Annotated in this window: 23 protein-coding genes; 16 read left to right on the top strand and 7 right to left on the bottom strand. The window is 67.8% G+C overall.

Going from position 1 to position 24592, the window contains the following annotated elements; translation table 11 throughout:
- The first annotated feature begins 280 nt into the window (after positions 1-280).
- The 11 genes from HMPREF9056_RS05795 (at position 281) to HMPREF9056_RS05745 (ending at position 13116) form a co-directional block, all read left to right on the top strand.
- Positions 281-1507, top strand: a complete 1227-nt coding sequence (locus HMPREF9056_RS05795; RefSeq protein WP_009403718.1) for a Gfo/Idh/MocA family protein — start codon at positions 281-283, stop codon at positions 1505-1507.
- A 72-nt stretch (positions 1508-1579) separates the two neighbouring features.
- Complete coding sequence (locus tag HMPREF9056_RS05790; RefSeq protein WP_009403717.1) at positions 1580-2578, top strand: sugar phosphate isomerase/epimerase; 999 nt, start codon at positions 1580-1582, stop codon at positions 2576-2578.
- Between the two features lie 129 nt (positions 2579-2707).
- A complete protein-coding gene (locus tag HMPREF9056_RS05785) occupies positions 2708-3481 on the top strand; it encodes a sulfite exporter TauE/SafE family protein (protein WP_009403716.1) in 774 nt (257 codons plus the stop codon).
- Positions 3482-3677: 196 nt separating this feature from the next.
- Positions 3678-4109, top strand: coding sequence for a hypothetical protein (locus HMPREF9056_RS05780; RefSeq protein ID WP_253269952.1), 432 nt, complete (start codon positions 3678-3680; stop codon positions 4107-4109).
- A 23-nt stretch (positions 4110-4132) separates the two neighbouring features.
- Positions 4133-5155: a PepSY domain-containing protein gene (locus HMPREF9056_RS05775; RefSeq protein ID WP_009403714.1), complete on the top strand. Its 1023-nt coding sequence runs from the start codon at positions 4133-4135 to the stop codon at positions 5153-5155.
- Between the two features lie 190 nt (positions 5156-5345).
- A complete protein-coding gene (pta, locus tag HMPREF9056_RS05770) occupies positions 5346-7400 on the top strand; it encodes a phosphate acetyltransferase (protein ID WP_009403713.1) in 2055 nt (684 codons plus the stop codon).
- 137 nt (positions 7401-7537) lie between these two features.
- Positions 7538-8722: an acetate/propionate family kinase gene (locus HMPREF9056_RS05765; RefSeq protein ID WP_009403712.1), complete on the top strand. Its 1185-nt coding sequence runs from the start codon at positions 7538-7540 to the stop codon at positions 8720-8722.
- A 176-nt stretch (positions 8723-8898) separates the two neighbouring features.
- A complete protein-coding gene (locus HMPREF9056_RS05760) occupies positions 8899-10059 on the top strand; it encodes an ABC transporter ATP-binding protein (RefSeq protein WP_087942201.1) in 1161 nt (386 codons plus the stop codon).
- Between the two features lie 138 nt (positions 10060-10197).
- A complete protein-coding gene (locus HMPREF9056_RS05755) occupies positions 10198-11028 on the top strand; it encodes an ABC transporter permease (protein ID WP_253269951.1) in 831 nt (276 codons plus the stop codon).
- A 46-nt stretch (positions 11029-11074) separates the two neighbouring features.
- Complete coding sequence (locus tag HMPREF9056_RS05750; protein ID WP_009403709.1) at positions 11075-12403, top strand: sensor histidine kinase; 1329 nt, start codon at positions 11075-11077, stop codon at positions 12401-12403.
- The gene (locus tag HMPREF9056_RS05745) at positions 12400-13116 is read left to right on the top strand and encodes a response regulator transcription factor (RefSeq protein ID WP_009403708.1); all 717 of its coding nucleotides are present in this window, start codon (positions 12400-12402) and stop codon (positions 13114-13116) included. Before HMPREF9056_RS05750 ends, HMPREF9056_RS05745 begins: the two co-directional genes overlap by 4 nt.
- A 15-nt stretch (positions 13117-13131) precedes the next feature.
- On the opposite strand, the gene HMPREF9056_RS05740 is transcribed toward HMPREF9056_RS05745, so the two are convergent.
- Together HMPREF9056_RS05740 and HMPREF9056_RS05735 are read right to left on the bottom strand one after the other, a co-directional pair.
- Positions 13132-13626 carry a GtrA family protein gene (locus HMPREF9056_RS05740; RefSeq protein WP_034513994.1) on the bottom strand — a complete coding sequence of 165 codons (495 nt, stop codon included), beginning with the start codon at positions 13624-13626 and terminating at the stop codon, positions 13132-13134.
- 111 nt (positions 13627-13737) lie between these two features.
- Entirely contained in the window at positions 13738-14304 is a 567-nt protein-coding gene (locus tag HMPREF9056_RS05735; RefSeq protein WP_034514082.1) for a ribonuclease H, read from the bottom strand.
- Positions 14305-14532: 228 nt separating this feature from the next.
- On the opposite strand from HMPREF9056_RS05735, the gene HMPREF9056_RS05730 reads away from it, so the two are divergent.
- Together HMPREF9056_RS05730 and HMPREF9056_RS05725 are read left to right on the top strand one after the other, a co-directional pair.
- The gene (locus HMPREF9056_RS05730) at positions 14533-16251 is read left to right on the top strand and encodes a sodium:solute symporter family protein (protein WP_009403705.1); all 1719 of its coding nucleotides are present in this window, start codon (positions 14533-14535) and stop codon (positions 16249-16251) included.
- 30 nt (positions 16252-16281) lie between these two features.
- Positions 16282-16512, top strand: a complete 231-nt coding sequence (locus tag HMPREF9056_RS05725; RefSeq protein ID WP_009403704.1) for a hypothetical protein — start codon at positions 16282-16284, stop codon at positions 16510-16512.
- A gap of 194 nt (positions 16513-16706) precedes the next feature.
- On the opposite strand, the gene HMPREF9056_RS05720 is transcribed toward HMPREF9056_RS05725, so the two are convergent.
- Together HMPREF9056_RS05720 and HMPREF9056_RS05715 are read right to left on the bottom strand one after the other, a co-directional pair.
- A complete protein-coding gene (locus HMPREF9056_RS05720) occupies positions 16707-16973 on the bottom strand; it encodes an HPr family phosphocarrier protein (protein WP_009403703.1) in 267 nt (88 codons plus the stop codon).
- Between the two features lie 169 nt (positions 16974-17142).
- Entirely contained in the window at positions 17143-18276 is a 1134-nt protein-coding gene (locus tag HMPREF9056_RS05715) for a GuaB3 family IMP dehydrogenase-related protein (RefSeq protein WP_009403702.1), read from the bottom strand.
- Between the two features lie 124 nt (positions 18277-18400).
- Here HMPREF9056_RS05715 and HMPREF9056_RS05710 point away from each other — a divergent pair, with 124 nt between their 5' ends.
- Positions 18401-19177, top strand: a complete 777-nt coding sequence (locus HMPREF9056_RS05710) for an exonuclease domain-containing protein (protein WP_009403701.1) — start codon at positions 18401-18403, stop codon at positions 19175-19177.
- Between the two features lie 105 nt (positions 19178-19282).
- Here the strand turns inward: HMPREF9056_RS05710 and guaB are convergent, their stop codons facing one another.
- Positions 19283-20845 carry an IMP dehydrogenase gene (guaB, locus tag HMPREF9056_RS05705; protein WP_009403700.1) on the bottom strand — a complete coding sequence of 521 codons (1563 nt, stop codon included), beginning with the start codon at positions 20843-20845 and terminating at the stop codon, positions 19283-19285.
- 394 nt (positions 20846-21239) lie between these two features.
- Here guaB and HMPREF9056_RS05700 point away from each other — a divergent pair, with 394 nt between their 5' ends.
- Positions 21240-21542: a WhiB family transcriptional regulator gene (locus HMPREF9056_RS05700; RefSeq protein ID WP_009403699.1), complete on the top strand. Its 303-nt coding sequence runs from the start codon at positions 21240-21242 to the stop codon at positions 21540-21542.
- A gap of 184 nt (positions 21543-21726) precedes the next feature.
- Here the strand turns inward: HMPREF9056_RS05700 and groES are convergent, their stop codons facing one another.
- Positions 21727-22023, bottom strand: a complete 297-nt coding sequence (gene groES, locus HMPREF9056_RS05695; protein ID WP_003781116.1) for a co-chaperone GroES — start codon at positions 22021-22023, stop codon at positions 21727-21729.
- A 250-nt stretch (positions 22024-22273) separates the two neighbouring features.
- Positions 22274-23080, bottom strand: a complete 807-nt coding sequence (locus HMPREF9056_RS05690) for a vancomycin high temperature exclusion protein (RefSeq protein WP_087942212.1) — start codon at positions 23078-23080, stop codon at positions 22274-22276.
- A 186-nt stretch (positions 23081-23266) separates the two neighbouring features.
- Here HMPREF9056_RS05690 and HMPREF9056_RS05685 point away from each other — a divergent pair, with 186 nt between their 5' ends.
- A complete protein-coding gene (locus HMPREF9056_RS05685; protein ID WP_009403690.1) occupies positions 23267-24535 on the top strand; it encodes a class I SAM-dependent methyltransferase in 1269 nt (422 codons plus the stop codon).
- Positions 24536-24592 lie beyond the last annotated feature (57 nt).

Genomic DNA, 24592 nt, shown 5'->3' with positions numbered 1-24592 from the left:
ATCGGTGACGACCACCCCACCCAGCGCGGAACCGGCTCCCGCGCCACACGACGTCGGACAGCGAGGGCACCATGAGCCGTCTCCCCGACCGGGGACCACGGTCCCAGCCTCTGCACCCGCCCCATAGACTGAACATCTTTGTCCTGACGAATCATTCAGAACCGGTTGACATCACCACCACCGGAACGCAGACTGAAGCCATGAGTTCACGCGCGTGAACTCATGTCAGCGCAGGCTCCGTGAGTCACCCACCCGTCAATGAGGACACCCGAGGCAAACCATGAGCATCACTCCCCTGTCAGTCGCCGTCATCGGCGCCGGAATGGCCGGCACCACCCACGCCAACGCCTGGCGTCAGGTCGGCACCGTCTTCGACCTGGGCCTGCCGCAGGTCCGTCTGCACACCATCGCCGACGCCTACCTCCCCTTCGCCGAGGACGCCGCCCAGCGCTACGGCTACGAGCGAGCCGTGGACGACTGGCGCGTCGTGGCCGAGGACCCGGACATCGACATCGTCTCCATCGTGGTGGGCAACGCCCTGCACCGCGAGATCGCCGAGGCCCTCATCAGAGCCGGCAAGCACGTCCTGTGCGAGAAGCCCCTGGCGGACACCCTTGCCAGCGCCCGCGCCATGGCCCAGGCGGAGAAGGAGGCCGGCGTCGTCACCGGCGTGGGCTTCACCTACCGCCGCAACGCCGCCGTGGCCGAGCTCGCCAAGCTCGTCGCCGAGGGACACCTGGGCGAGGTCAACCACTTCGACGGCCGCTACTGGTGCGACTACGGGGTCGACCCGGCCACGCCCATGGCCTGGCGCTACCAGGGCCCCATGGGCTCGGGGGCTCTGGGCGACGTCGGCAGCCACCTCATCGACACCGCCGAAGTCATCTGCGGCCCCATCGTCTCGGTCTCGGGCGCTGCCATGATGACCTCCATCAAGGAGCGCCCCGTGGCCACCGGCCACATCACCCGCGGCACCGCCCTCGACACCGGCGACTCCGACAACGTCACCTACGAGCCGGTGGAGAACGACGACGTCGCCACCTTCACCGCGCACTTCGCCAGCGGCGCCGTGGGCACCTTCTCCTGCTCGCGCGTGGCCTGGGGACTGCCCAATTCCCTCATGGTCGACGTGCTGGGCACCAAGGGCCGTGCCTCCTGGGACCTGGCCCGCTGCGGTGAGATCAAGATCGACGACGTCAACTCGCCGGCCGGCCTGGGCGGGGCCCGCCGTGTCCTGGTGAACCCCGACTTCCCCTACTTCGCCCGCGGCTCCTCCATGGCCTTCGGCGGGGTCGGACTGACCCAGATCGAGCAGTTCACCTACCAGGCCCACGCCTTCCTCCAGCAGGTCGCGGGCGTGACGCCCGAGCAGGGCGCCCTGCCACCCTGTGCCAGCTTCGCCGACGGCTACCGCGAGATGCTCCTGGCCGACGCCGTGGCCCGCTCAGCCGCGGCCGGGGGCACCGCCGTCGACGTCACGGACCTGCCCGAGCTCGGGAGCCTGTGAGGCACACCCTGCCCAGCCCACCGCGACACGTTCAGAGACACAGCAGCACAAAGACGTACAAGGAGACCACTCATGCCACTGACCTACGGCGCCTACACCGCCTGCCTCCAGGACCGCTCCCTGCCTGAGGCCCTCGACGTCCTCAAGGACGCAGGGCTCACCGGGGCGGAGGTCAACGTCGGAGGATTCATCCCCTCCCCGCACTGTCCTGTCGACGCGCTCCTGGCCTCTCCCACCGCCCGCGAGGAGTACCTGGGCCTCTTCCAGGACAGGGGAATGCGGCTCTCGGGCCTCAACACCTCGGGAAACCCCACCTCACCCCTGCCCAACGAGGGTCTCAAGCACGCCGAGGACATCCGGGCGGCCATCCGCCTGGCGAGCCTGCTGGGGGTGGGCGAGATCGTCACCATGTCCGGTACCCCGGGCACCGACCCGAGCGCGAGGTACCCCACCTGGGTGGTCAATCCTTGGAACGGGATCGACATGGAGATCCTGGACTACCAGTGGAGCGTCGTCGTGCCCTTCTTCAAGGAGATCGATGCCCTGGCCCGGGACAACGACGTCCAGGTCTGCCTCGAGCTGCACCCGCGCAACCTGGTCTTCAACGTCCCCTCCTTCGAGCGGCTCATCGAGGAGACCGGGGCTACCAACATCAAGGTCAATATGGACCCCTCCCACCTGTTCTGGCAGCAGATGGACCCGATCACGGCCACCAAGCGCCTGGGCTCCCTCGTGGGACACGTCCACGCCAAGGACACCAGGATCCTCCCCGGCGCCGCCTACCGCGGGGTCCTGGACACCGACTTCGGCCATGTTCCGGCCGAGGCCAAGGGCAAGGTCCCGGTGGCATACGGCTACTGGTGCAACGCCTGGCCCCAGGACCCAGCCTGGCGATTCGTGGCCCTCGGCCTGGGGCACGACACCGACTACTGGGCCACGTTCCTGACCGCCATCGCCGAGATCGACCCGGAGATGGACGTCAACATCGAGCACGAGGACGCCGAGTACGGCAATGTCGAAGGACTTCAGATCTCAGCGCGCAACCTCCTTGAGGCCGCTGCCCGACTCTGAACCGGTTCCCACCACCCCACTGCGCCGACGGCGAGGCCTTTCCCCACTGGTCTCGCCGTCGGTGCCTGTGCATTAGTCTGGACAAACTCCATATCACGCTCCGACCCTTCTCACCGTTGAGAGGCCCCTGTGCTCCCCACTCTGACCGCGACCTCCTGGATCCTGCTCATGGTCGTGGCGGCCCTGTGCGGTATCGCCAAGACCACGCTGCCCGGAGCGGCCACGATCGCCGTGGCCCTGTCCACCGCAGTACTGCCGGCCAAGGAGTCCACTGGGGCCATCCTGCTCATGCTCATGACTGGCGACCTGCTTGCCGTGTGGAGCTACCGCCGCGACGCCGACTTCCGCATGCTGCGCAGGCTCGTTCCAGCGGTTCTTGCAGGAGTCGGCGCCGGCGCCCTGTTTCTGCACCTGGCCTCCAACGACTCCACCCGTCGCCTCATCGGCGTCATCCTGCTGATCCTGGTCGGCGTCACTCTGCTTCAGCGACGCTCGGCGAGCAGGAACGGACCCGACGACGGATCTGAGACGGCGCCGCCAACCCCGGCCAGCAATCGCCTCGCCCGCCTGGTCTACGGCAGTCTGGCCGGCTTCACGACGATGGTTGCCAACGCCGGCGGCCCCGTGACCTCCATGTACTTCCTGGCATGCCGCTACCCGGTCAAGGCCTTCCTGGGCACCACCGCCTGGTTCTTCTTCCTGGTCAATCTCGTCAAGCTTCCATTCTCCGTCTCGGCCGGCCTGGTCAACGCTACAACGCTGTCGCTCACAGTCATGGCCGCGCCGGTCGTCATCGTCTCAGCCCTGACCGGTCGCCGGCTCGCTGAGCGCATGGACCAGAGGGTCTTCGAGCCGATCATCGTCGCACTGACGATCGTCTCCGCGATCCCCCTGCTGCGCTAGACCGGATCGCAGCCGAACCGAGCATCACCCCTTATTTCTCCGGCCTACAAAACAGGCTCCTACCAGCGGTTATTTCCCTCAAGACAGCCTGTCTGACATCACAGCCCCATCTCTCGATGGAACGTTGACGCGATTTATCCTGACCGTTACCGTATTCATCAGTATGAAGAGTACGGCTGTTATTGATTATGTTGATGTGTCGTCCGGCAGAGGTGCCGACGACGACGTCGACACCCCCGCGCTCCCGTCCCCCTGCCCCTCCGGTGTCTCCAATACCGCCGACACCGACCCTTCCGAGGACCTCACCCCTGTTAACACCACCGATGCCCCCAGGTCCGCGGAGGCACCCGTCTTAGTCAGTGCCGACATCCACGCCGTCATGCTGGGACTGTGGGCCTCAGGCCTCAGGTGCGTCATCGTCTACGCCCTTGCCCCCACTCTTGCCACCGTCGGCCCACTGGCCGTCGGCGCAGCCCTGGTCATCCAGGTCGCTGGCACCGCCGTGTGCCTCAGCGGCGCCCACTCACTGTGGGTGCGCCGTTACCGTGGGCGCCGCGCCTACGTCCTCATTGCAGCTCTCACCTGTCTGTGCACCCTGACCGCGCTGCTGGCTCCCGCCGGGTTCTAGCCCTCTTCTCATGTAGTCCTGCCATGAACCCCACAGCCTCTCCCTTCCCCTCCCACCCCTCCCGAGTCTCTCGGGCGACGGCACTCGCCCATCGTTGGCTGTCGGCGTCAGCCGGACTGGTTCTGCTGGTCATCACTCTCAGCGGCGCGATCCTGCCGCATCAGAGCGAGATCATGCGCTCACTGAACCCGGCCGCCTACGCCCGCGATGCCGGCCCCGACCAGGCCTCGCTACCCCAGGCAGTCACAACGGTGGAGAGCACTCGTCCCGACGAGTCCGTCCTGTCCGCCATCCGGGTCGGCGATGTCATCGAGGTCAGGACCGTGCAGGCCACCTACACGGTCGCCCCCTCCAACAGCAGCGAGATCAGACAGGTCTCCACCACCCCGTCCTGGGTGGCCGCCCTGGACAACCTGCACCGCTGCCTCCTGTCCTGCCAGGGCCCCGGCCATGTGGACTGGATGTCCCAGGAGATCCCCCACACCCACTGGTGGGGCGAGCACCGAGGCCTGACCATTGGCGGCCTCCTGGTGGCCACCTCTGGCATAGTGTTGCTGGTTCTCACTATCAGCGGACTCAGGGTGTGGTGGCCTCTGCAGCGCTACCGACGCACCGCCCTGTCCGCCCGCTGGCGCCTCAAGCGCCCTTCAAGGGACACCGACCTGCTCAAGGCGGCCGGACTGGTCCTGCTCCCCCTGCTGTTCCTGTGGGGCTACTACGCAAGCGCCTTCAGCATCCATCCCACCCGACCTGACTCCCTCGCCTCCGCGGCACGGACTGAGAACGTGGCCGAAACCGGCAGCGCTCATGACCAGGACATCGGTCCACGTCGCGCCGTCGCAGCGGCGCAGGAGGCGAGCGGGGGCTGGCCCGTCGCCCTGCTCCTCCCCGAGCCGGACGATCCGTCGTCGACCTACACGGTCTGGCTCTCCCAGGGAACACAGCGCCCCTACGGCCAGGCACGGGGCGACGTCGCAGTGCATGTCGATCCCAGCACCGGGAGGACCGAGACCGCACCTGCCCCCTCCGGGAGCCGGGCACTCTGACCGATCAGCACCTTCTCGGCCCTCCCGACGCCCAGCCCAAGTCCCTTATGTGCCCGTTCCCACATCACAAGACGGACGGAGACCGGGCCTTTGGTCGCAGACAACCCGCAGGGAGGGGCACAATCGGACTCGTACGGCACCGGAATGAGCCGGCGCCCCTGACTCCAAGACAACGCGAGAAGGAACCAACGTGGCGCGCAGCATCTACATCGCCTCACCCAACGCCGGAACCGGGAAGTCAACGGTGGCCCTCGGGCTGGTCTCCTGTCTGACCAAGGTGGTCGCCAAGGTCGGCGTCTTCCGCCCCTTTGTGGAGGACCGCAAGGGTGATGCCTTTCTCAGCCTCCTGCTGAACCGTGCCGGCTCCACCACGCCGGCCGAGCAGTGCGTCGGCGCGACCTGGGACGAGTTCCACGCCGACCCCGAGGAGGCACTGGCCCGCATCGTCGACGCCTACCGGGCCCTGGCGCGCGAGCATGACGTCGTCATCATCGACGGCTCGGACTTCACCGACGTCGCAGGCAATCCCGAGCTGGCCCTCAACGCCCAGGTGGCCGCCAACATCGGCGTGCCGGTCCTGCTGGTGGTCTCCGGCCAGCACGACGTGGAGGACGTCGTCGGGTCCGTCGAGGTCTCCATGGCTGAGATCGCCGACAACCACGCCCGCACCGTCGCGGTCGTGGCCAATAAGTGCCGCCCTGAGACCCGTCAAAGCGTCACCGAGGCCCTGGCCGCGATCGAGGGCATCACCTCCACCACGCTGCCCGAGGTGCCCCTCCTGGCCGCTCCGGCGGTCCGCGAGGTACTGAGCGCCGTCGAGGGCACGCTTATCGCCGGCGACGAGACCCTGCTGGACCGCGAGGCCGAGTCCGTCCTCGTGTGCGCCATGGACGTCTCCCACGTCCTGGAGCGCCTGACCGCGGGGCAGCTCGCCATCGTGCCGGCAGACCGCTCCGCCATGCTCATCTCGCTCATGGCGGCCCAGGCCTCCTCCAGCTTCCCGATCCTGTCCGGCCTCATCCTCAACGGCGGCTTCGACGTGGCACCCCACGCGCTGCGCCTCCTGGAAGGCCTGGACGTCAACATCCCGGTCATCACCTCTCCGCTGGACACCTTCACCGCCGCCTCGGCGGCAGGATCCCTCCAGGGCCTGCTCGCCCACGGCTCCGAGCGCAAGATCGACGTCGCCGTGACCACCTTCGAGCAGGAGGCCGACGTCGACGCCCTCCTGTCCGCACTGGAGGTCGAGCCCTCCGAAGTGGTCACCCCCATCATGTTCCAGGCCGAGCTGGTGGAGCGCTCCCGCACCAACCGCAGGACGATCGTCCTGCCCGAGCCCGATGACGACCGGGTCCTGCGAGCCGCCGACGCCATCCTGCGCCGAGGCATCGCCGACCTGGTGCTGCTGGGGGACGAGACAACTGTGCGTGCCCGCGCCACCGAGCTGGGCCTGGACATCGCCGCCGCCCGGGTCACTGCCACCAACGACCCCGAGCTGCTGGAGAAGTACGCCGAGGAGTTCGCCCGCCTGCGTGCCAAGAAGGGCGTCACCCTGGAGCAGGCCCGCGAGAAGGTCCAGGACGTGTCCTACTTCGGCACGATGATGGTCCACATGGGCGATGCTGACGGCATGGTCTCGGGCGCCGCCCACACCACCGCCCACACGATCGTCCCGTCCTTCCAGATCATCAAGACCAAGCCGGGGACCTCGATCGTCTCCTCGGTCTTCCTCATGCTCCTGCAGGACCGGGTACTCGTCTACGGCGACTGCGCCGTCAACCCCGAGCCCAACGCCGCAGAGCTGGCCGACATCGCCATCTCCTCAGCCGCCACGGCCCGTCAGTTCGGCGTCGAGCCGCGCGTGGCGATGCTGTCCTTCTCCACCGGGACCTCCGGCAAGGGCGCGGACGTGGACAAGGTCCGTGAGGCCACCGAGCTGGTGCGGACCAAGGAGCCTGAACTCGCCGTCGAGGGCCCCATCCAGTACGACGCCGCCATCGACCCGGCTGTGGCCGCCAAGAAGGCCCCCGACTCGCTCGTGGCGGGGCGGGCCAACGTCTTCATCTTCCCGGACCTGTCCAGCGGCAACATCGGCTACAAGGCGGTCCAGCGCTCCTCGGGCGCCATCGCCATCGGCCCGGTCCTCCAGGGCCTCAACAAGCCGGTCAACGACCTCTCGCGCGGCGCCCTGGTGGAGGACATCATCAACACCGTCGCCATCACCGCCGTCCAGGCCCAGGGCTGAGACCTCTGAGCGGCGTGGGGCCGGGCTGTCCAGCCTCTGGGTGGGCCCGGCCCCACGGCACCAGATCTCAGCCAGAATCCCCGTCAGTCATCCAGTCATCCCCACGTTCATCCCATATCGTTCTTGAAAGGCACCCCGTGACTCAGCGCACCGTCCTCGTTATCAACTCCGGCTCCTCCTCCATCAAGTACCAGCTGGTTGACCCTGACTCGGGCGCCTCGCTCGCCTCCGGCCTGGTAGAGCGCATCGGAGAGGAGACCGGTGCCATCACGCACAAGCACGGCGAGGAGCGTATCGAGATCACCGAGCCGGTCCCCGACCACGGCTTCGGCCTGTCCGAGGTGCTGCGCCTGTTCGAGGAGCAGGGCCCATCGCTGGCCGACGCCCACATCGTGGCCGTGGGCCACCGTGTCGTCCAGGGCGGGCGCTACTTCTCCGGTCCGGCCCTCATCGACGACGACGTCGTGGCCCGTATCGAGCAGCTCGTGCCGCTGGGCCCGCTGCACAACCCCGCCCACCTCAAGGGCATCGAGGTGGGCCGCCGGCTCCTGTCCGACGTGCCGCACGTGGCCGTCTTCGACACCGCCTTCTTCCAGGACCTGCCTGAGGAGGCCGCCCGCTACGCGCTGGACCGCGAGGTCGCCGACACCTACTCCATCCGCCGCTACGGGGCTCACGGCACCAGCCACCAGTTCGTCTCCGGGGCCGTCTCGGAGCTTCTGGGCCGCGACGACCTCAAGCAGGTCGTCCTGCACCTGGGCAACGGCGCCTCGGCCTCGGCGGTCGCGGCCGGGCACGCCGTGGACACCTCCATGGGGCTGACGCCGCTGGAGGGGCTGGTCATGGGCGGGCGCACCGGCGACATCGACCCGGCCGCCGTCTTCCACCTGGCGCGTGTGGCGGGTATGTCGATCGACGAGATCGATCACCTGTTCAACCGCGGCTCCGGTATGAAGGGCCTGGCCGGGGACAACGACATGCGCGAGGTGTGGAAGCGCATCGGTGCCGGCGAGCAGGAGGCCCGTGAGGCCATGGACATCTACCTGCACCGCCTTGTGAAGTACGTGGGCGCCTACACCGCCGTCATGAGAGGCCTGGACGCACTGACCTTCACCGCAGGTATCGGCGAGAACGACGCGAACCTGCGCCGCGAGCTCGGCGAGCGCCTGGGCTTCATGGGCGTGGAGATCGACCCCGAGCTCAACGCCGCCCGCTCCGACGACGCCCGCGTCATCTCCACCCCGGACTCGAAGGTCACGGTGCTCGTGGTCCCCACCAACGAGGAGCTGGCCATCGCCCGCCAGTCGCTCACCCTCATCTGAGGGCCTCTCAGACTCCGAGCGGGGCTGACGTCGGACCCGCCCGGACCCGCACATCATGACGCGGTGCCGCATCCACCCCTCCGAGGAGCTGGAAGCGGCACCGCGTTCGTCCCCCGAGGGGGACAAATAGGATAAGAGTGGTGCGCTCATAGGATTCCAACCGGTTACATGGGTTCATGAGCATCGCACCCTCGGTTGTGACACCGAGCTCCCCGTCGACGGCCACTGCACCCGCGCCGCCCACCATCTCCTTCCCTGAGCAGGAGGTAGCGACTAGCAGTCCTGCCACGGACACCGTCCCGATCTCCCCCTCCCCGCAACCTCCGGTCACCTCATCACCTCTCAGCCCACGTCTCGTGGCCCCCACCGCCCCTGAGGCCCTCCCTACCCCGGTCGGAGAGCTCGCGGTGACCACCGACGGCCTGACCCGCTCCTACGAGGGCATCAACGTCGTCGACGGGTTGAACCTGCGGGTGCCCACCGGAGGCGTCTACGGGCTCCTCGGCCCCAACGGCGCCGGCAAGTCCACCACGATGAGGCTCCTGCTGGGACTGATCCGCCCGACGTCGGGCCACATGAGCGTTCTGGGCCACCCCGTCAGCGTCCACCGCCGCCTCCCTCCGGGATCCATCGGCTCTCTCACCGAGGATGCCTCCTACTACCCGAGACTGTCCGGCAGGGAGAACCTCGCCATGATGGCCTCCTACCTGGGTCTGGAGCGCAGCCGTGTCGAGTGCGCCCTGGATGCCGTTCGCATGCACGGCCAGGAGAACATGCAGGTCCGCCGCTGCTCGATGGGGATGAAGCGGCGCCTTGGACTGGCCATGGCGCTTCTGACCGACCCGCCTCTCATGCTGCTGGACGAGCCCACCAACGGGCTCGACCCTGACACTGCTGCAGAGATCCGTCAGCTCATCGTCAGCCTGGCCAGGCAGAGGGGCATGACGGTTGTCGTCTCCTCCCACGCCCTGTCAGAGATCGAGCAGATGGCCGACACTGTTGGCATCCTCTGCGCCGGGAGCCTGCGCTACCAGGGCCCTCTGTCCGGGCTGGACAGCGACGGCGTTCTTGAGATGGTGGTCTCCGCACCCACGGCTGTCTCCACCCTCCTGACCTCCCTCGGAATGGTCCACGAGGTGCGCGATAACGTGGTGCGCACCGCCATGCTGCCCGACAACGACGTCGGCGACCTCGTCACCGGCATCGTCACCTCGGGCACGACCGTCTACAGGGTCCAGACCATGCGCAGGACCCGGGAGCAGGCCTTCCTGGAGCTGATCACCCCCGGCCGCACTCCCCCGCCGTTCACAGCTGCCTACAGCACGCCGCCGCCCTGATTCTGCCCGGTAAGGACGGCCACGTTGGCGCGGCGGTCCCAGGGCCTGGACCCTCGTCACCCGCGCCATTATTATCCATAAGGACGATTTGTGATGAGCACCGTCGCTACATCCACACCTCCAGCTCCGAGTCGCGCCATGTCTTCGACACCCCTCTCCACTTCCAACCTTCCGACGTCGACGCGCCCAGCCGACCGCACGGCCTGGACGCCGGCTGCTGCACGTCTTCGGGCCTCGGTGCACGCCGCCTGGTACTGGGAGAACCGCAAGGCCCCCAACCGGTGGTACTGGGGCGCGGTCACGGCCTTGTGCACACTGTCGTCACTGTCCGGCTACCTGCAGTACCGGACCTACCAGAACGAGCTCCAGCCTCAGGGCATCACCTGGGACGCCCTCTGGCCCCACTCCACCCTCCCGCTCTCCATGTGGCTCCTGCCGCTTGTCCTGAGCGTCTTCGCGGCGCAGATCGCCGCTGGCGAGCGCCAAGGGGACGGCTGGCGGCGGATGAGAGCCAGCCACCTGGAGACGATCATGATCGTGGGCAAGCTTCTCCACGGGCTGCAGGTGGCGGTCGCCACCACTGCGATCCTCGTTCTGACCACGGCTATCACAGGCCTCCTCGCCGGCTTCAGCCTGCTGGGCCTGGCCGCCTACCTGCCTCGATTCGGCACCACCGTGCTGGGGATGTGGGTCATCCTGACCTTCATCACCTGGCTGGGAGTCCTCATGAGGTCCTTCACCACCACGATTATCACTGCGGTTCTGGGGACGATCGCGGGAACGGCGATGCTTCTGGCGGCCCACCCACTGAGCGTCCTCATTCCCATGACCGCACTGCCCCGAGCGACCGCGCCCCTGGATCCTGGAGCCATGACCTCGCCGGGATCAGCCGCCATCGATGGGCTCGTCTGCCTGATGTGGGTGGCTGCCCTCGCCCTTGCTCTGCTCCAGACGGTCAGACGGCGGTGAGATGACAGTGAGACCGACCACTGCGACCGACAGTGAGACACCAGTCATGAGCGGCACGTCCATCGAACGGGTCTCCGAGGCCGGGCCCAGGGTTCCGCGCACACGCCTGGACCGCATCGCCGAGTGGTACCGCGCCAGCCCTGTGGGGCTGTGGGGTGTCGTCATCATCGCCAACCTGGTCCAGATCATCTTTACCGTGCTCGCCCTTTCTCTCGGCGCCCACGTCCTCGTACTCAAGTACGTGCTCGCCGTCGTAACCGGCTTGTCCTTGATCTGGAGACGACGCTGGCCACTGTTGATCGTCATCATCAACAACGTGGCCCTCATGATCAAGATGATCAAGAGCGACTCCGCAGAGTTCCTCATCCCGTTACTGGTGGCGGTCTACGCTCTGATCGCCGTCGCCAGCGTCCGAGACCGGCTCCTGGGCATTGCCACCACCCTGATCTGCATGTTCATCCCCTATCTCGCGTCGATCAACGGTCCGATCACGGGCCTCATGCGGGAGAAAGTACCGTTGTCGGACTTCATGCAAGAGGCCGCGCTCCTCGTCGCCGTGGTCACCGTGGCATCGATCGCCCGGTCGCGTCGAGAGGCCCTGGAGCACGGGGATGCCCAGCTCGCCTCCCAGGCGGCCGAGCAGCAGCTCGTGGTGCAACGCGATGCCGCCCGCTACCAGGCCCGGGTGGCCGCCGAGCTCCACGACTCCGTGGGCCACTCCCTCACCGCGATCATCGCCCTGTCCGAGGGGCTCCACGGTGCCAGCGGCAACCCGGACGTCGACGAGGCCATCGACCTGGTCAACTCCCTGGCCCGCGACGGACTGGCCGACACGCGGAGCGCAGTCGCCTCGCTGCAGTCCTCACCCGCCATTCTTGACGATGTCGGTTCTGGCACCTTGGCCGATTCGCGCCCGATGATCGCCTCGGGCGCACACGGCTGGGATCAGCTGGAGGACCTGCTGACCACCGTACGGGCGACCGGCATCAGTACGGCCCTCACCGAGACCGGCCGGCGTCCCAGCGACACCGCCATGGGACGGGCACTCGGGGAGCTCGTCTACATCGTTGTCCGGGAGGCCCTCACCAACGTCATGCGGCATGCCGAGGGTGCCACGCGCGTCGTCATCGCCCTGGACCACACCGGCTCAGCCACTCGGATCACCGTGTCCGACGACGGGCAGGTGACGGCACAGGCCGACTCCTCTCAGGACTCCCACGAGCCGTCGACCGGTCACGGACTGACCAACCTGGCCTCCGTGATCCGCGAGCGCGGCGGTGCGTTCGACGTCGGCCCCAGCATCGCCCCAGGAGCCGGAGGCTGGGTGCTGCGCGCCGTCGTTCCGGTCCACATACCCGATCTGGAGAAAGCATGACCTTCGTGTCCCTCTCCTCGCCGATGCCTCCGGAGTGCCGGGCCCCGATCACGGTCATGATCGTCGATGACCAGAGGGCCACCCGCATGGGACTGTCCCTCATCATCAACCGGGCCGACGATCTGAAGGTCGTGGCCGAGGCCGCCCACGGACAGGACGCTCTTGACCGGCTCGCCGAACGGATTCAGGAGCGCCGGCCGCTCCCCGACGTCATCCTCATGGACGTGCGCATGCCGGTTCTCAACGGAATCGATGCCACAGCGCGCATCACCCAGCTCTACCCCTCGATCCGGACGCTGGTGCTCACCACCTACGACCAGGACGAGTTCGCCTTCGGGGCCCTGTCCGCGGGTGCCTCGGGCTTCCTGCTCAAGGACACCCGCACGGCCCAGCTCCACCAGGCGCTGCGGGCGGTCAGCTCCGGGGACGCCATTCTGACCCCACGCATCACCCGAGAGCTGCTCAACCGGCACATACTCAGCCCTATCGCCTCACCTCAGCAGCGCACGGCACGACGGCGCCTCGGCCGCCTCAGCCCGCGTGAGCGCGAGGTGGCCGAGCTGGTGGCCGAGGGGCTGACGAATGCGGAGATCGCCCAGCAACTCGTCCTGGCCCCGGACTCGGTTAAGAAGAACGTCACGCGGATCCTGACCAAGCTGGACCTGCGTGACCGGGTGCAGCTCGTCATCCTTATGCGCGATGCCCAGTCCTGAACCGCAGCCGGGTCCTCAGGCCGCCGTCGCCAGCGCCGGGACGGGCTGCTCCGCCGGGGCCCGGTAGACGAGACGGGACTGGGCCAGGTAGTTGACGATGAAGAGCGTGGAGTCCACGAGCACCTTGGCCAGCCACAGAGGCGCTCCGGCCCCGGTGAGGACCGCGATGCCGGCGTACGAGGTCGCCGCGATCCCGCCCTGGACCGCCGCGTAGCCACCGGCCGAGCGCCAGAGGGTCTCCGGAGCCGCCCGGAACAGACGCCGGTTGAGCAGGAAGCCCAGGGCGCAGGAGACGATCCGGGCCCCGGTGACCGGGTAGAGGACCGAGCCGGTCAGTGAGTTGAGGATGAGGACCAGGGCGTAGTCGATGGTCCAGCCGGAGAAGGAGACGGCCGCGAAGAGGGCGACCGTCGGAATGTGGCGGCGCAGAGGAGCCAGCCGGCTCCAGGAGGTGGGACGGGAGGCGGCAGAGGTGGCCGGTGTGGGGAGGGCGGGGCTCGTCGTCGTCATGGCTGCAAGCCTCATCTGAGGCCTTATGCCACGTGTTTGATGCGCCTGTGCCGTTCCTGTGAGAGACGATCGTCGGGATCCTGAGGACGTGCCGCCCCGATCCACCCACCCTCAGAACAGGGCGTCGGTCTGCGGCACGATGGTCGGCCCGCTCGACGGCGCTGCGTCAGAGGCCACGTCGGGTACCGCTTCCTGTGCGCGGCCGCCCCGGGTCCAGCCCGGACCGGAGGGCACGGGGCAGCCCTGCTGGTGGGCAGTGGCGGCGCCGCGGGCCCGGGAGTCGGCGGCCTCGTTCATGGGGTGGCCGACGTGCCCGCGCACCCACTCGAAACGCACCGTGCGGCCCGTGAGCGCGGCGTCGAGGTCCTTGACGAGGTCGGCGTTGAGAACGGGCTTGCCGTCGGCCTTGCGCCAACCACGCTTCTTCCAGCCGTGGCGCCACTTGGTCAGAGAGTTGATGACGTACTGGGAGTCACACTGGATGAGGAGCTCCTCGCCGGCGAGCCCGGCGGCCTCCGTGGCCCGCAGAAGCTCGAGGACGGCGGTGAGCTCGCCGCGGTTGTTGGTCGAGCTCTCCCACCCTCCGGCGGCCCAGCAGTCATCGTCCACGTACCAGGCCCAGCCGGCCGGTCCCGGGTTGCCCAGGGAGGATCCGTCTGCAGCTGCAATCAACGTCATGGAGGGCACTCTACCCATCACGAGCGCACCGACCGACCACCCATCCTCGTCCGTCTTCTCACGCCACAGACGGCCACCGTGGGCACACGTACCACTCAGCGAGCTCGTAAGATCTTCCCTGGCGGACAGCGTCCCGCAAAATCCCTGTTCAGGACCGATTATGCTAGCCTGCCGCGCGGGCATGAATGACCCTGCCCATTTGACACTTATCCCCTGAGAGGTACACCGATGTCCTCCACGCTGCATGTTCTGTCAGCTTCGTCGGCCTCGTCCGGCACGCTCATCGCCGCACGCTGGTACGACTACATCCCCATCGCGATCTACTTCGCCTTCGTCATCGGCGTCGGGCTCATCGCCCGGTCCAAGGCGGCCACGGCCGACGGCTTTCTCACCTCGGGCCGTTCCCTGCCCGCCTGGGTGACCGGTATCGCCTTCGTCTCGGCGAACCTCGGCGCGGTCGAGATCATGGGAATGTCCGCCAACGGCGCCCAGTACGGCATGCCGACCTTCCACTACTTCTGGATCGGCGCGGTTCCGGCCATGATCTTCCTGGGCCTGGTCATGATGCCCTTCTACTACGGCTCCAAGGTGCGCTCGGTGCCCGAGTTCATGCTCAGGCGCTATGGGACGGCGGCCCACCTGGTCAACGCGCTCAGCTTCGCACTGGCCCAGCTGCTCATCGCCGGTATCAACCTGTACCTGCTGGGGAAGATCATGAACTGGCTGCTGGGTTGGCCCCTGTGGGTGGGGCTCATCGTGGCCGCCGTCATCGTCTTCTCCTACATCACCATGGGTGGGCTCTCCGCGGCGATCTACAACGAGGTTCTCCAGTTCTTCGTCATCGTGGCGGCCCTGCTTCCCCTGACACTCATCGGCCTGCACCGCGTGGGCGGCTGGCAGAGCCTGACCGGCAAGATCACCGAAGCAGCCAGGCTCGCCGGGACCGACCCGTCCCAGCAGCTGCACTCCTGGCCGGGCAACTCGATCTCCGGCTTCGACTCCAACCTGCTGTCCGTCGTCGGCCTGGTCTTCGGTCTGGGCTTCGTGCTGTCCTTCGGCTACTGGACGACGAACTTCGTCGAGGTGCAGCGGGCCATGGCCTCGGACTCGATCTCCTCGGCCCAGTCGACGCCGATCATCGGCACCTTCGTCAAGATGTTCGTTCCCTTCCTCGTCATCATCCCAGGCATGGTCGCCGGCGTCCTGGTCACGGAGATCCAGCGGCTCAAGTCCGGGGCCGACACGAGCTACCAGTACAACGACGCGGTTCTCTACCTCATGCGCGACCTGCTGCCCAACGGGCTGCTGGGCCTGGCGATCACAGGGCTGCTGGCCTCCTTCATGGCGGGGATGGCCGCGAACATCTCCGCCTTCAACACCGTGTGGGGCGTGGACATCTACCAGCACTATCTCAAGAAGGACGCCGACGATGCCCACTACCTCAAGGTCGGCAAGCTCTCGACCCTGACGGCCTCCGTGGTCGCGATCCTCACCGCGATCATCGCGTCGAACTACTCCAACCTCATGGACTACCTTCAGACGCTGTTCTCGATGTTCAACGCGCCGCTGTTCGCGACCTTCATCATCGGAATGTTCTGGAAGCGGGCCACGTCCCAGGCCGGTTGGACCGGGCTCGTCGGTGGCACCCTGGGCGCGCTGGGGGTCAACATCCTCATCTGGACTGAGCGCCTGGTCATGCCGGGGCAGGGCGGCGCCTTCCTGGCGGCGGGCGTGGCCTTCACGGTCGACGTCGTCATCACGGTGCTGGTCTCCATGGTCACCCGCCCCAAGCCCGACTCCGAGCTCAAGGGCTTCGTCTACGCCCTGACCCCCAAGAGTGAGCGCACCGACCCGTACCTGCACGAGCTGCCCTGGTACCGCCGTCCGATCCCGCTGGGGATCATCGCCGGCCTCATGGTCATCACGCTCAACAGCATCTTCCACTAGATCCGCCCGGACACACGAAGGAGAACACTCATGAGCAATCGTTCACTCACGGACATCCGGGCGGTCATCACCGGCGCACTGGGTCTCATCGGCCTCTACCTGGTGGTGTGCTCGGTCCTGTTCAACAGCGCCGACGAGATGAGCAAGACCGGAGGCATCAACGCCAACCTGTGGGCGGGCCTGGGCCTGCTCGCCATCGCCGCCGGTATGGGCCTGTGGTGGTGGATCAAGCCGACCCCCTCTGGGGGCGAGCAGGACTGAGACTGGGCGGGGCCATGCTGAGTCCACACGAGACGGCCCCACCCGGTTCATAGTCGATCTGATCAACGGCGTCGTCGCGGCCTGGGGCCGCGACGACGCCGTGGCGCGATCCGCAACGGGCGCTTCCGAGTACCCCCAACGCGGACGGGGCGCACTCCACAGGTGGAGCGCGCCCCGTTCGGTCGGACCTGTTCTCAGGCGTCCAGGTCGGTCTCCAGGAGAGTCTTGAGCTCCTCGAGAGCGGCATCGGCGCCGTCGGCGTCGGAGGCCAGGGTGACGACGTCGCCGAAGCCGGCGCCCAGTGTCATGACGCCGAGGATGGAGGAGGCGTCAACCGCAGCGCCACCCTCCTTGGCGATGGTGACCGGGACGCCCTTCTCGGCGACGGCCTTGACGAAGGTGGCGGCGGGACGGGCGTGCAGACCGACCTTGGAAGCGATGGTGGCGGTGACCTGGGCCATGTGAAAGCTCCTTGTGACATGTGGGGGCTAGCGGTGCAGGAACCGGATCATGCCCCCGCACCGGTTTCAGCAGCTCTACGGCTGCCGTCCCGGCTGAGACTACCCGAGATCACGGCTCTGTTGCACTGTTCCACCTCTCAAAAACACGGGTTGGCGTGGTGGGGCCCACTCAGGAACCGGCAGAGCCGGCATACGGGGACAGAACGACCTCGACCCGCTGGAGCTCCTTGACATCGGCGTAGCCGGTGGTGGCCAGGGTGCGGCGCAGGGCGCCCATGATGTTGAGAGTGCCGTCGGCGCGGTCGGAGGGACCATTGAGGATCTCGGCCATGGTGCCGACCGTGCCCACGTGGCTGCGGAAGCCCCGCGGCAGGCGCTCGTGGCGGGCCTCGGCTCCCCAGTGGTAGCCGCCGCCGGGGGCCTCCTGGGCGCGGGCGAGGGCGGCACCGAGCATGACGGCGTCGGCGCCGCAGGCGATGGCCTTGACGACGTCGCCTGAGTTGCCGACCGAACCGTCTGCGATGACGTGGACGTAGCGGCCACCGGACTCGTCGAGGTAGTCGCGCCGGGCCCCGGCGACGTCGGCCACAGCCGTGGCCATGGGCATGTGCAGACCCAGAACCTGACGCACCGAGGAGGAAGCGCCGCCACCCTGCCCCACGAGGACCCCGGCTGCACCGGTGCGCATGAGATGAAGGGCAGCGGTGTAGGTGGTCACCCCGCCCACGACGACGGGCACGTCGAGCTCGTAGATGAAGCGCTTGAGGTTGAGGGGCTCGACCGCGCCGGAAACGTGCTCGGCCGACACGAAAGAGCCGCGAATGACCATGAGGTCCACACCCGCCTCGACCACCGTGCGCCAGTGCCTCTGGGTCTGGGCCGGGCTGAGACGCCCGGCGACGACGACGCCCGAGTCGCGTATCTGCGTGAGCCGCTCGGTGATGAGCTCGGGCTTCACCGGGGCGCGGTAGACCTCCTGCAGGACGCTGGTGGCCTGGGACGAGTCCGCCTGACGGATGCGCTCCAGGGCCTGGGTGGGGTCCTCGTAGCGGGTCCACAGGCCCTCCAGGTCCAGGACGCCGATACCGCCCAGGCGCCCCACCATGATGGCGGTCTCAGGGCTCATGACCGAGTCCATGGGCGAGGCCATGACCGGAAGGTCCACGTGGTAGGCGTCGATCTGCCAGCCCACGCGCACCTCGGAGGTGTCGCGGGTGCGGCGGGCCGGCACCAGGGCGATGTCGTCGAAGGAGTAGGCGCGCAGGGCGCGCTTGGAGCGTCCGATCTCGACCTCTGTGCTCATGGTCCGATCCTAGTGGGACCAGCCGATATCTACCGGAGCAGCCGGCGTGCATGACGGCACCAATGCTGGGCGAGGCACGCAGGCAACCGCCATTGATGTCATACCCCGGTGGCATGCTGGGTTCATGAGCACCCCGCCCCTCTCACCCGCGTCCATCTCCACCACCGATCCCGCCTGGCCCTTCGGCCCGCTGCTCGGATTCGACACTGAGACCACTGGCGTGGATCCCGGCCGCGACCGCCTGGTCACGGCCGCGCTCGTCTGGAGGGCGGAGCGTCGGGCCGATGGAGTCCGGCAGCAGTCGGTGACCACCTGGCTCGCCGATCCTGGCGTGGAGATCCCCGAGGCCGCCTCCGCGGTGCACGGCGTGACCACCGAGCGGTCCCGATCCGAAGGCCGGCCGGTGGCGGAGGTGCTGGCAGAGGTGAGTGATCACCTGGTGGCGGCGATGACGGCCGGGACCCCGGTGATCGTCTTCAACGCCTCCTACGACCTGACCCTCATGGAGACCGAGCTCGCTCGCCACGGCCTGCCCACGATGCGCTCGCGCCTGGGACGCGAGCTGGGACCTATTGCCGACCCCCTGGTCCTGGACCGGGCCGTGGACCGCTACCGCAGGGGGAAGCGCCGCCTGGGCGACCTCTGCGAGGTCTACGGCGTGCACGTCGATGAGGACCTCCACACCGCGGAGGTGGATGTAGCCGCCACCCTCGACATCCTCGAGGCCCTGGCCACCGCCCACCCGCAGATCTCGGAGCTCGGCCCAGACGAGCTCGTGGCCTTCCAGGCCCAGGCCCACCGCACCTGGGCGGAGTCCTTCAACGAGTGGCTAGCGCGCAAGAACCCCTCGCGCAGTCCGGCCCAGACCGCCTGGCCTCTACCGGACTCGCCCATCTGCTGAGCCCCTGCGAACTCACCCGCCGTACAACCGGTAAGGGACTCCCAACGCAGGAAGCCGACCGGATCACTCCGGTCGGCTTCCTGCGCGACAGTGTCTGCTGGCGCCTCAGACGCCGTCGCGCCCGGTGTAGTTAGGGGCCTCGACGGTCATCTTGACGTCGTGGGGGTGGGACTCCTTGAGACCGGCGCTCGTGATCCGCACGAACTGCCCGCGCTCCTTGAGCTCGGGGATCGTGCGGGCACCCACATAGAACATGGACTGGTGCAGCCCGCCCATGAGCTGGTAAACGACGTCGCCCAGCGCACCGGAGAAGGGGACCTGGCCCTCGATGCCCTCGGGGACGATCTTGGAGTCGGAGGAGACATCGGCCTGGAAGTAGCGATCCTTGGAGTAGGAGGTGCGGCCGCGCGAGCTCATAGCGCCCAGTGACCCCATGCCGCGGTAGCGCTTCCACTGCTTGCCGTTGACGAAGACGAGGTCGCCGGGCGACTCCGTGCACCCGGCCAGGAGGGAGCCGAGCATGACCGTCTCGGCCCCGGCCACGAGGGCCTTGGCGATGTCGCCGGAGTACTGCAGGCCTCCGTCGGCGATGAGCGGGACCCCAGCGGGTTTGCAGGCCCGGGCGGCCTCGTAGATGGCCGTCACCTGCGGCACACCCACGCCGGCCACGACGCGAGTGGTGCAGATGGAGCCGGGCCCCACTCCGACCTTGACGGCGTCGACCCCGGCGTCGATGAGCGCCTGAGCGCCCTCACGGGTGGCGACGTTGCCGCCGATGACCTCGACGCCACTGAAGGCGGAGTCGGACTTGAGGCGGGAGATCATCTCCAGCGCCAGCTTGGCGCCGCCGTTGGCGGTGTCGACGATGAGGACGTCCACGCCGGCCTCGGTCAGGGCACCGGCACGCTCCCAGGTGTCCCCCCAGTAGCCGACGGCGGCCCCCACCACGAGACGCCCCTCAGCGTCCTTGGTGGCGTTGGGGTACTGCTCGGTCTTGACAAAGTCCTTGACGGTGATGAGTCCGGTCAGGCGCCCCTCGGCATCCACGAGGGGCAGCTTCTCGATGCGGTGCTCGGCCAGGAGGGCCTTGGCGTCCTCCCGGGAGATTCCGGTCGCGCCGGTGACGAGGCGGTCCCGCGGCGTCATGCACTCGCGCACGGTCAGGCTCGCCCAGCGCTCCGTGGGGACGAAGCGCAGATCGCGGTTGGTGATGATCCCCTGAAGGTTGCCGCCCTCGTCGACGACCGGCAGGCCGGAGACCTTGTAGTGACCGCAGAGCTCGTCGAGCTGGGCGATGGTGGCGTCCGGTCCGACAGTCACCGGGTCGGTGACCATGCCGGACTCCGAGCGCTTGACGCGCCGCACCTGCTGAGCCTGCTCCTCGATGGACAGGTTGCGGTGGAGAATCCCGATCCCACCCTGCCGGGCCATGGCAATGGCCATCTCCGACTCGGTGACGGTGTCCATGGCGGCCGAGAGCAGCGGGGTGGCCAGTCTGATCCTCGGAGTCAGTCTGGAGGTCGTATCGACCTCGGAGGGGATGACGTCGGTCAGCCTGGGCAGCAGGAGCACGTCGTCGTAGGTGAGGCCGGTGGGGGCAAAGGCGTCAGGGTTGGTGATCGAGTCGCTCACAGGGTCATCGTAGGACGACCCGAGCGTCCCGTGCATATCCGCAGGACACCCGCCTGACAGTCCCGCCCCCCGAAGAGGAGCAGCCTACGTCCGGACCACGGAGGAGACATGACCCGCCGAGAACCCTCCAGAGCCGGAACGACAACGTGACTTACACCCCAAAAATAAAGCAACAATGAATGCGGAACGTTTCAGAAAAAAGTGTTCCACATACACGCATCATTCACAAAACGTTTCTGCTATTCGAGCGCCACAATATGACACACGTTTCCAGATAGCCGGAACGCAGACGTCCAGCAAATCTGGAGAAAATTTCGTTGTGAGATAGAATGATTCTTCTTGATTAACGCACCGTGCGATCTTATCGTTACGTATAGCGCATCAAGTTCGGTGTGCCCGACCGCCATATCCAAAGGAGGGGAGGGAGGCAATGCACGACTCATCGCGTCTGCCCGGCCCGATCTCCACCCTCTGGGAGTGGCAGTACCGAGGGGCCTGCCTCGGCATGGACTCCTCGGTTTTCTTCCATCCCGAAGGAGAGAGAGGCGGTTCCCGTCGACGACGGGACGAACGAGCAAAGGCCATTTGTCAGGACTGCCCCGTCCTGGAGGAGTGCCGGGACCACGCCCTCAGCACTCGCGAGCCCTACGGCGTCTGGGGAGGCATGAGCGAGGAGGAGCGGCGTGCTTACTACGAGCAGCAAGCACGCCGTTTCGCCAACGAACCGGCCTGACGCTCCGCCCTGTTTCAGGGAATCGACAGCACAGACGTCCCCAACTCAACGTCCGGACAATTGTCCGGATACGGCGCAGACATGCAGCAGGCATATGTGCGCACATACGTTGAAGGGGAGGCACCTCGAGGTGCCTCCCCTTCAACACGCCGCGGCGCCGTGGGGCGCACGCGGTATCAGCGGATCACTTGGTGACAACCGCCAGGACGTCGCGGGCCGACAGGATGAGGTAGTCCTCACCGGCGTAGCTGACCTCGGTGCCCCCGTACTTGGAGTAGATGACGACATCGCCCTCGGCGACGTCGACCGGAACGCGATTGCCGGAGTCATCGACGCGGCCGGGGCCCACGGCCACGACCTTGCCCTCCTGGGGCTTCTCCTTGGCGGTGTCGGGAATGACCAGGCCGGATGCGGTGGTCTGCTCGGCCTCAACGGTCTGGACGACAATGCGGTCCTCGAGCGGCTTGATGGAGATCGACATCGGAGACCTCCTCCTTCTCTTCAACGTGCAGTAGAACGGCTTGATCGCCCTCCCGAGGCGTACCCGACCGCCGTCGCGGGGGCCGGTCCGGCACGAAGCAGGAGTGCGAGTCGCAGAAGGCGCCCGCCTGCGTCCCAGGACCAGGGCGAGCACTCCGCTGCGCCTGACGGAGAATCTACGACGGCGTTAGCACTCAGTCAACGCGAGTGCCAAAGCGTGGCGGTGGTTTCGCCGTGGGCGTCAGCCCTCGTCAGCGCCGGTGCTCCCGCGTCCAGACGATCGCCTCGCCCACGCTCGTCTCACGACGTCCCAGGGTCGGGTCGCGTCTGGAGACGACGTCGGCAGCGGCCTTGATCGTGGCCAGGCGCTCCCGCGTCCAGCTGACGGCCCAGCTGATGCGGTCGCGGCGAGCACGGGAGTCACCGACGCCATCGACGTCGACACCGACAGAGCGGCAGATGGCGACCGCCCGAGGCTCATGGAAGTCCTGGGTTACGAGCAGGGCGCGCTCGATCCCGAAGATCCTGCGGGCCCGCACGCAGGTGTCGTAGGTGTCGAAGCCCGCGTAGTCCAGGGCGATCGCCTGACTGGGGATCCCTTTGGAGGTGAGGTAGTCGCGCATGACGGTGGGCTCGTCGTATCCGACGCGCCGGTTGTCCCCGGAGACCAGGATCGCCTCGACACGGCCGCTGGTGTAGAGGTCGGCGGCGGTGTCAAGACGGTAGGAGAGCCAGGGCGAGGGCTGCCCGTCTGCGTGAACGGCGGCACCCAGCACGATCGCCACCGGGGCGCCTGCTGTATCACTGTTCTCGCCGCTCTCACCGGCGACCTGGATGTGACCGGCACTGACGGTCCAGGCCCAGATGCCGGCCCCGACCGTGATGAGTCCCAGGACTCCGACGACGACCAGCGAGACCCGCACCAGACGGCGCAGAAGAGCCTTGCGACGGCTTATGGCGCGAGGAGCCGGCTGGGGATGGCTCCCGTCGTCGTCTCCACGGCCTGCAACGGCGTCGGCCCCACCGATAGCACTGATACGTGCTTCCTCGTCGGCCATCAGCTCCAGGTCCTTCCGTCCACTGCAGTCCGCCACCGCCGGGGTGCGGGGGCATTCATTGGCTCACCACACTACCCACACGGCTGCCCCGGCAGCCGCCTACCGGCCCGGTAGGGGCCTCCTCCACGCGCCCACCCAGCGAACATCACGCGCATTGGCCGGTTCGCCATGGAATGATCTGGGGTGATGGCTGAGAACCACGTCGCGCTCCTTCTGACGCCCGAGGGCTGGGAGCTCCTGTCCTCCCTGCCCCATTACGACCCGGCCGAGGCCCTGTCACTGGGACGCTCCCTGCGCGAGGAGGGCCACTCCCCCGCCCTGGTGGCGGCCGCTCTGACCCAGCAGCGCCTGCGCGCCCGGGCAGCCGCCAAGTTCGGGCCCTTCGCCCAGCAGATGCTCTTCACCGCCGACGGTCTGGAGCAGGCCACCCGGTTGGCGGTCTCGGCCCATCACGCCGCCCGCTACGCGGCCGCCGGCGTGACGAAGGTGGCGGACCTGGGCTGCGGGATCGGCGGCGACGCCGTCGCGCTGGCCGGGCTCGACCTGCCGGTGCTTGCTGTCGACCACGACGAGGCCACGGCCGCCCTGGCCACCATCAACCTCATGCCCTTCCCCCACGCGAGCGTCGAGTACGCCGACGCCCTGGAGATCGACCTGGCCGAGCGCGGGGTGGATGCCGTCTTCGCCGACCCCGCCCGCCGCGCCGAGGGACGGCGCATCAGCGATCCCGAGCAGTGGTCACCGGCCCTGTCTCAGGTGCTCGCGCTGCGGGAGACCGTGCCCGCTCTCGGCGTCAAGGTCGCCCCCGGCATCAACCACACCGCGCTGCCGTCGGACTCCCACACGCAATGGGTGAGCGTGGACGGCGACGTGGTGGAGGCCGCCATCTGGTGCGGTCCGCTGACACCGGAGGGTCCCGGGCGCTCCGCGCTGGTCCTGCACTCGGGGGCGAATGGCATCACCGCCCACACAATGGCCGACGACGTCACCGATCCTTCCGAACCGCCGGTTCAGGTCGATCCGATCACCTCTCCCGACGACCTGGGCAGCATCATCCACGTGCCCGACGGCGCCGCCATCCGGGCCGGGCTCGTCGCCCGCCTCTGCCAGACGCTGTCCGCCCGGCCGGTGGGACCACGGATCGGCTATCTCACGTCGGAGAACATGCCCGACACGGCGACCACGCCCTTCGTTCGTTCCTTCCGGCTCACTGAGGTTCTGCCGCTGCGGCTCAAGACCCTGCGGGCCAGAGCCCGCGAGCTGGGGGTGGGAAGTCTGGAGATCCTCAAGCGGGGGGTCGATGTCTCACCCGATGCGCTGCGCACCTCACTGAGGCTCAGCGGCCAGGAGGCCGAGACCTGGATCCTGACCCGCGTGGGAGACAAGGCCAAGGGCGTCGTCCTCGTCGTCGAGCCCATCGACAGCACACCATCGACTGACTCGTCATCCCACTGACCCGGCTGCGTGCCTTCCAGCGACTAGCCACCGAGACCACCTGCCACGACCCGTCAG

The organism is Actinomyces sp. oral taxon 170 str. F0386, assembly GCF_000195595.1.
In the GTDB taxonomy this organism is placed as follows: domain Bacteria; phylum Actinomycetota; class Actinomycetes; order Actinomycetales; family Actinomycetaceae; genus Actinomyces.
This window is presented reverse-complemented; position numbering and strand designations above follow the sequence as displayed.

Coding starts and splice junctions, on each gene's coding strand:
- HMPREF9056_RS05795 (WP_009403718.1), top strand. CDS start 281: ATGAGCATCACTCCCCTGTCAGTCGCCGTCATCGGCGCCGGAATGGCC.
- HMPREF9056_RS05790 (WP_009403717.1), top strand. CDS start 1,580: ATGCCACTGACCTACGGCGCCTACACCGCCTGCCTCCAGGACCGCTCC.
- HMPREF9056_RS05775 (WP_009403714.1), top strand. CDS start 4,133: ATGAACCCCACAGCCTCTCCCTTCCCCTCCCACCCCTCCCGAGTCTCT.
- HMPREF9056_RS05760 (WP_087942201.1), top strand. CDS start 8,899: ATGAGCATCGCACCCTCGGTTGTGACACCGAGCTCCCCGTCGACGGCC.
- HMPREF9056_RS05755 (WP_253269951.1), top strand. CDS start 10,198: ATGTCTTCGACACCCCTCTCCACTTCCAACCTTCCGACGTCGACGCGC.
- HMPREF9056_RS05750 (WP_009403709.1), top strand. CDS start 11,075: ATGAGCGGCACGTCCATCGAACGGGTCTCCGAGGCCGGGCCCAGGGTT.
- HMPREF9056_RS05745 (WP_009403708.1), top strand. CDS start 12,400: ATGACCTTCGTGTCCCTCTCCTCGCCGATGCCTCCGGAGTGCCGGGCC.
- HMPREF9056_RS05740 (WP_034513994.1), bottom strand. CDS start 13,626: ATGACGACGACGAGCCCCGCCCTCCCCACACCGGCCACCTCTGCCGCC.
- HMPREF9056_RS05735 (WP_034514082.1), bottom strand. CDS start 14,304: ATGACGTTGATTGCAGCTGCAGACGGATCCTCCCTGGGCAACCCGGGA.
- HMPREF9056_RS05730 (WP_009403705.1), top strand. CDS start 14,533: ATGTCCTCCACGCTGCATGTTCTGTCAGCTTCGTCGGCCTCGTCCGGC.
- HMPREF9056_RS05725 (WP_009403704.1), top strand. CDS start 16,282: ATGAGCAATCGTTCACTCACGGACATCCGGGCGGTCATCACCGGCGCA.
- HMPREF9056_RS05720 (WP_009403703.1), bottom strand. CDS start 16,973: ATGGCCCAGGTCACCGCCACCATCGCTTCCAAGGTCGGTCTGCACGCC.
- HMPREF9056_RS05715 (WP_009403702.1), bottom strand. CDS start 18,276: ATGAGCACAGAGGTCGAGATCGGACGCTCCAAGCGCGCCCTGCGCGCC.
- HMPREF9056_RS05710 (WP_009403701.1), top strand. CDS start 18,401: ATGAGCACCCCGCCCCTCTCACCCGCGTCCATCTCCACCACCGATCCC.
- guaB (WP_009403700.1), bottom strand. CDS start 20,845: ATGCACGGGACGCTCGGGTCGTCCTACGATGACCCTGTGAGCGACTCG.
- HMPREF9056_RS05700 (WP_009403699.1), top strand. CDS start 21,240: ATGCACGACTCATCGCGTCTGCCCGGCCCGATCTCCACCCTCTGGGAG.
- groES (WP_003781116.1), bottom strand. CDS start 22,023: ATGTCGATCTCCATCAAGCCGCTCGAGGACCGCATTGTCGTCCAGACC.
- HMPREF9056_RS05690 (WP_087942212.1), bottom strand. CDS start 23,080: ATGGCCGACGAGGAAGCACGTATCAGTGCTATCGGTGGGGCCGACGCC.
- HMPREF9056_RS05685 (WP_009403690.1), top strand. CDS start 23,267: ATGGCTGAGAACCACGTCGCGCTCCTTCTGACGCCCGAGGGCTGGGAG.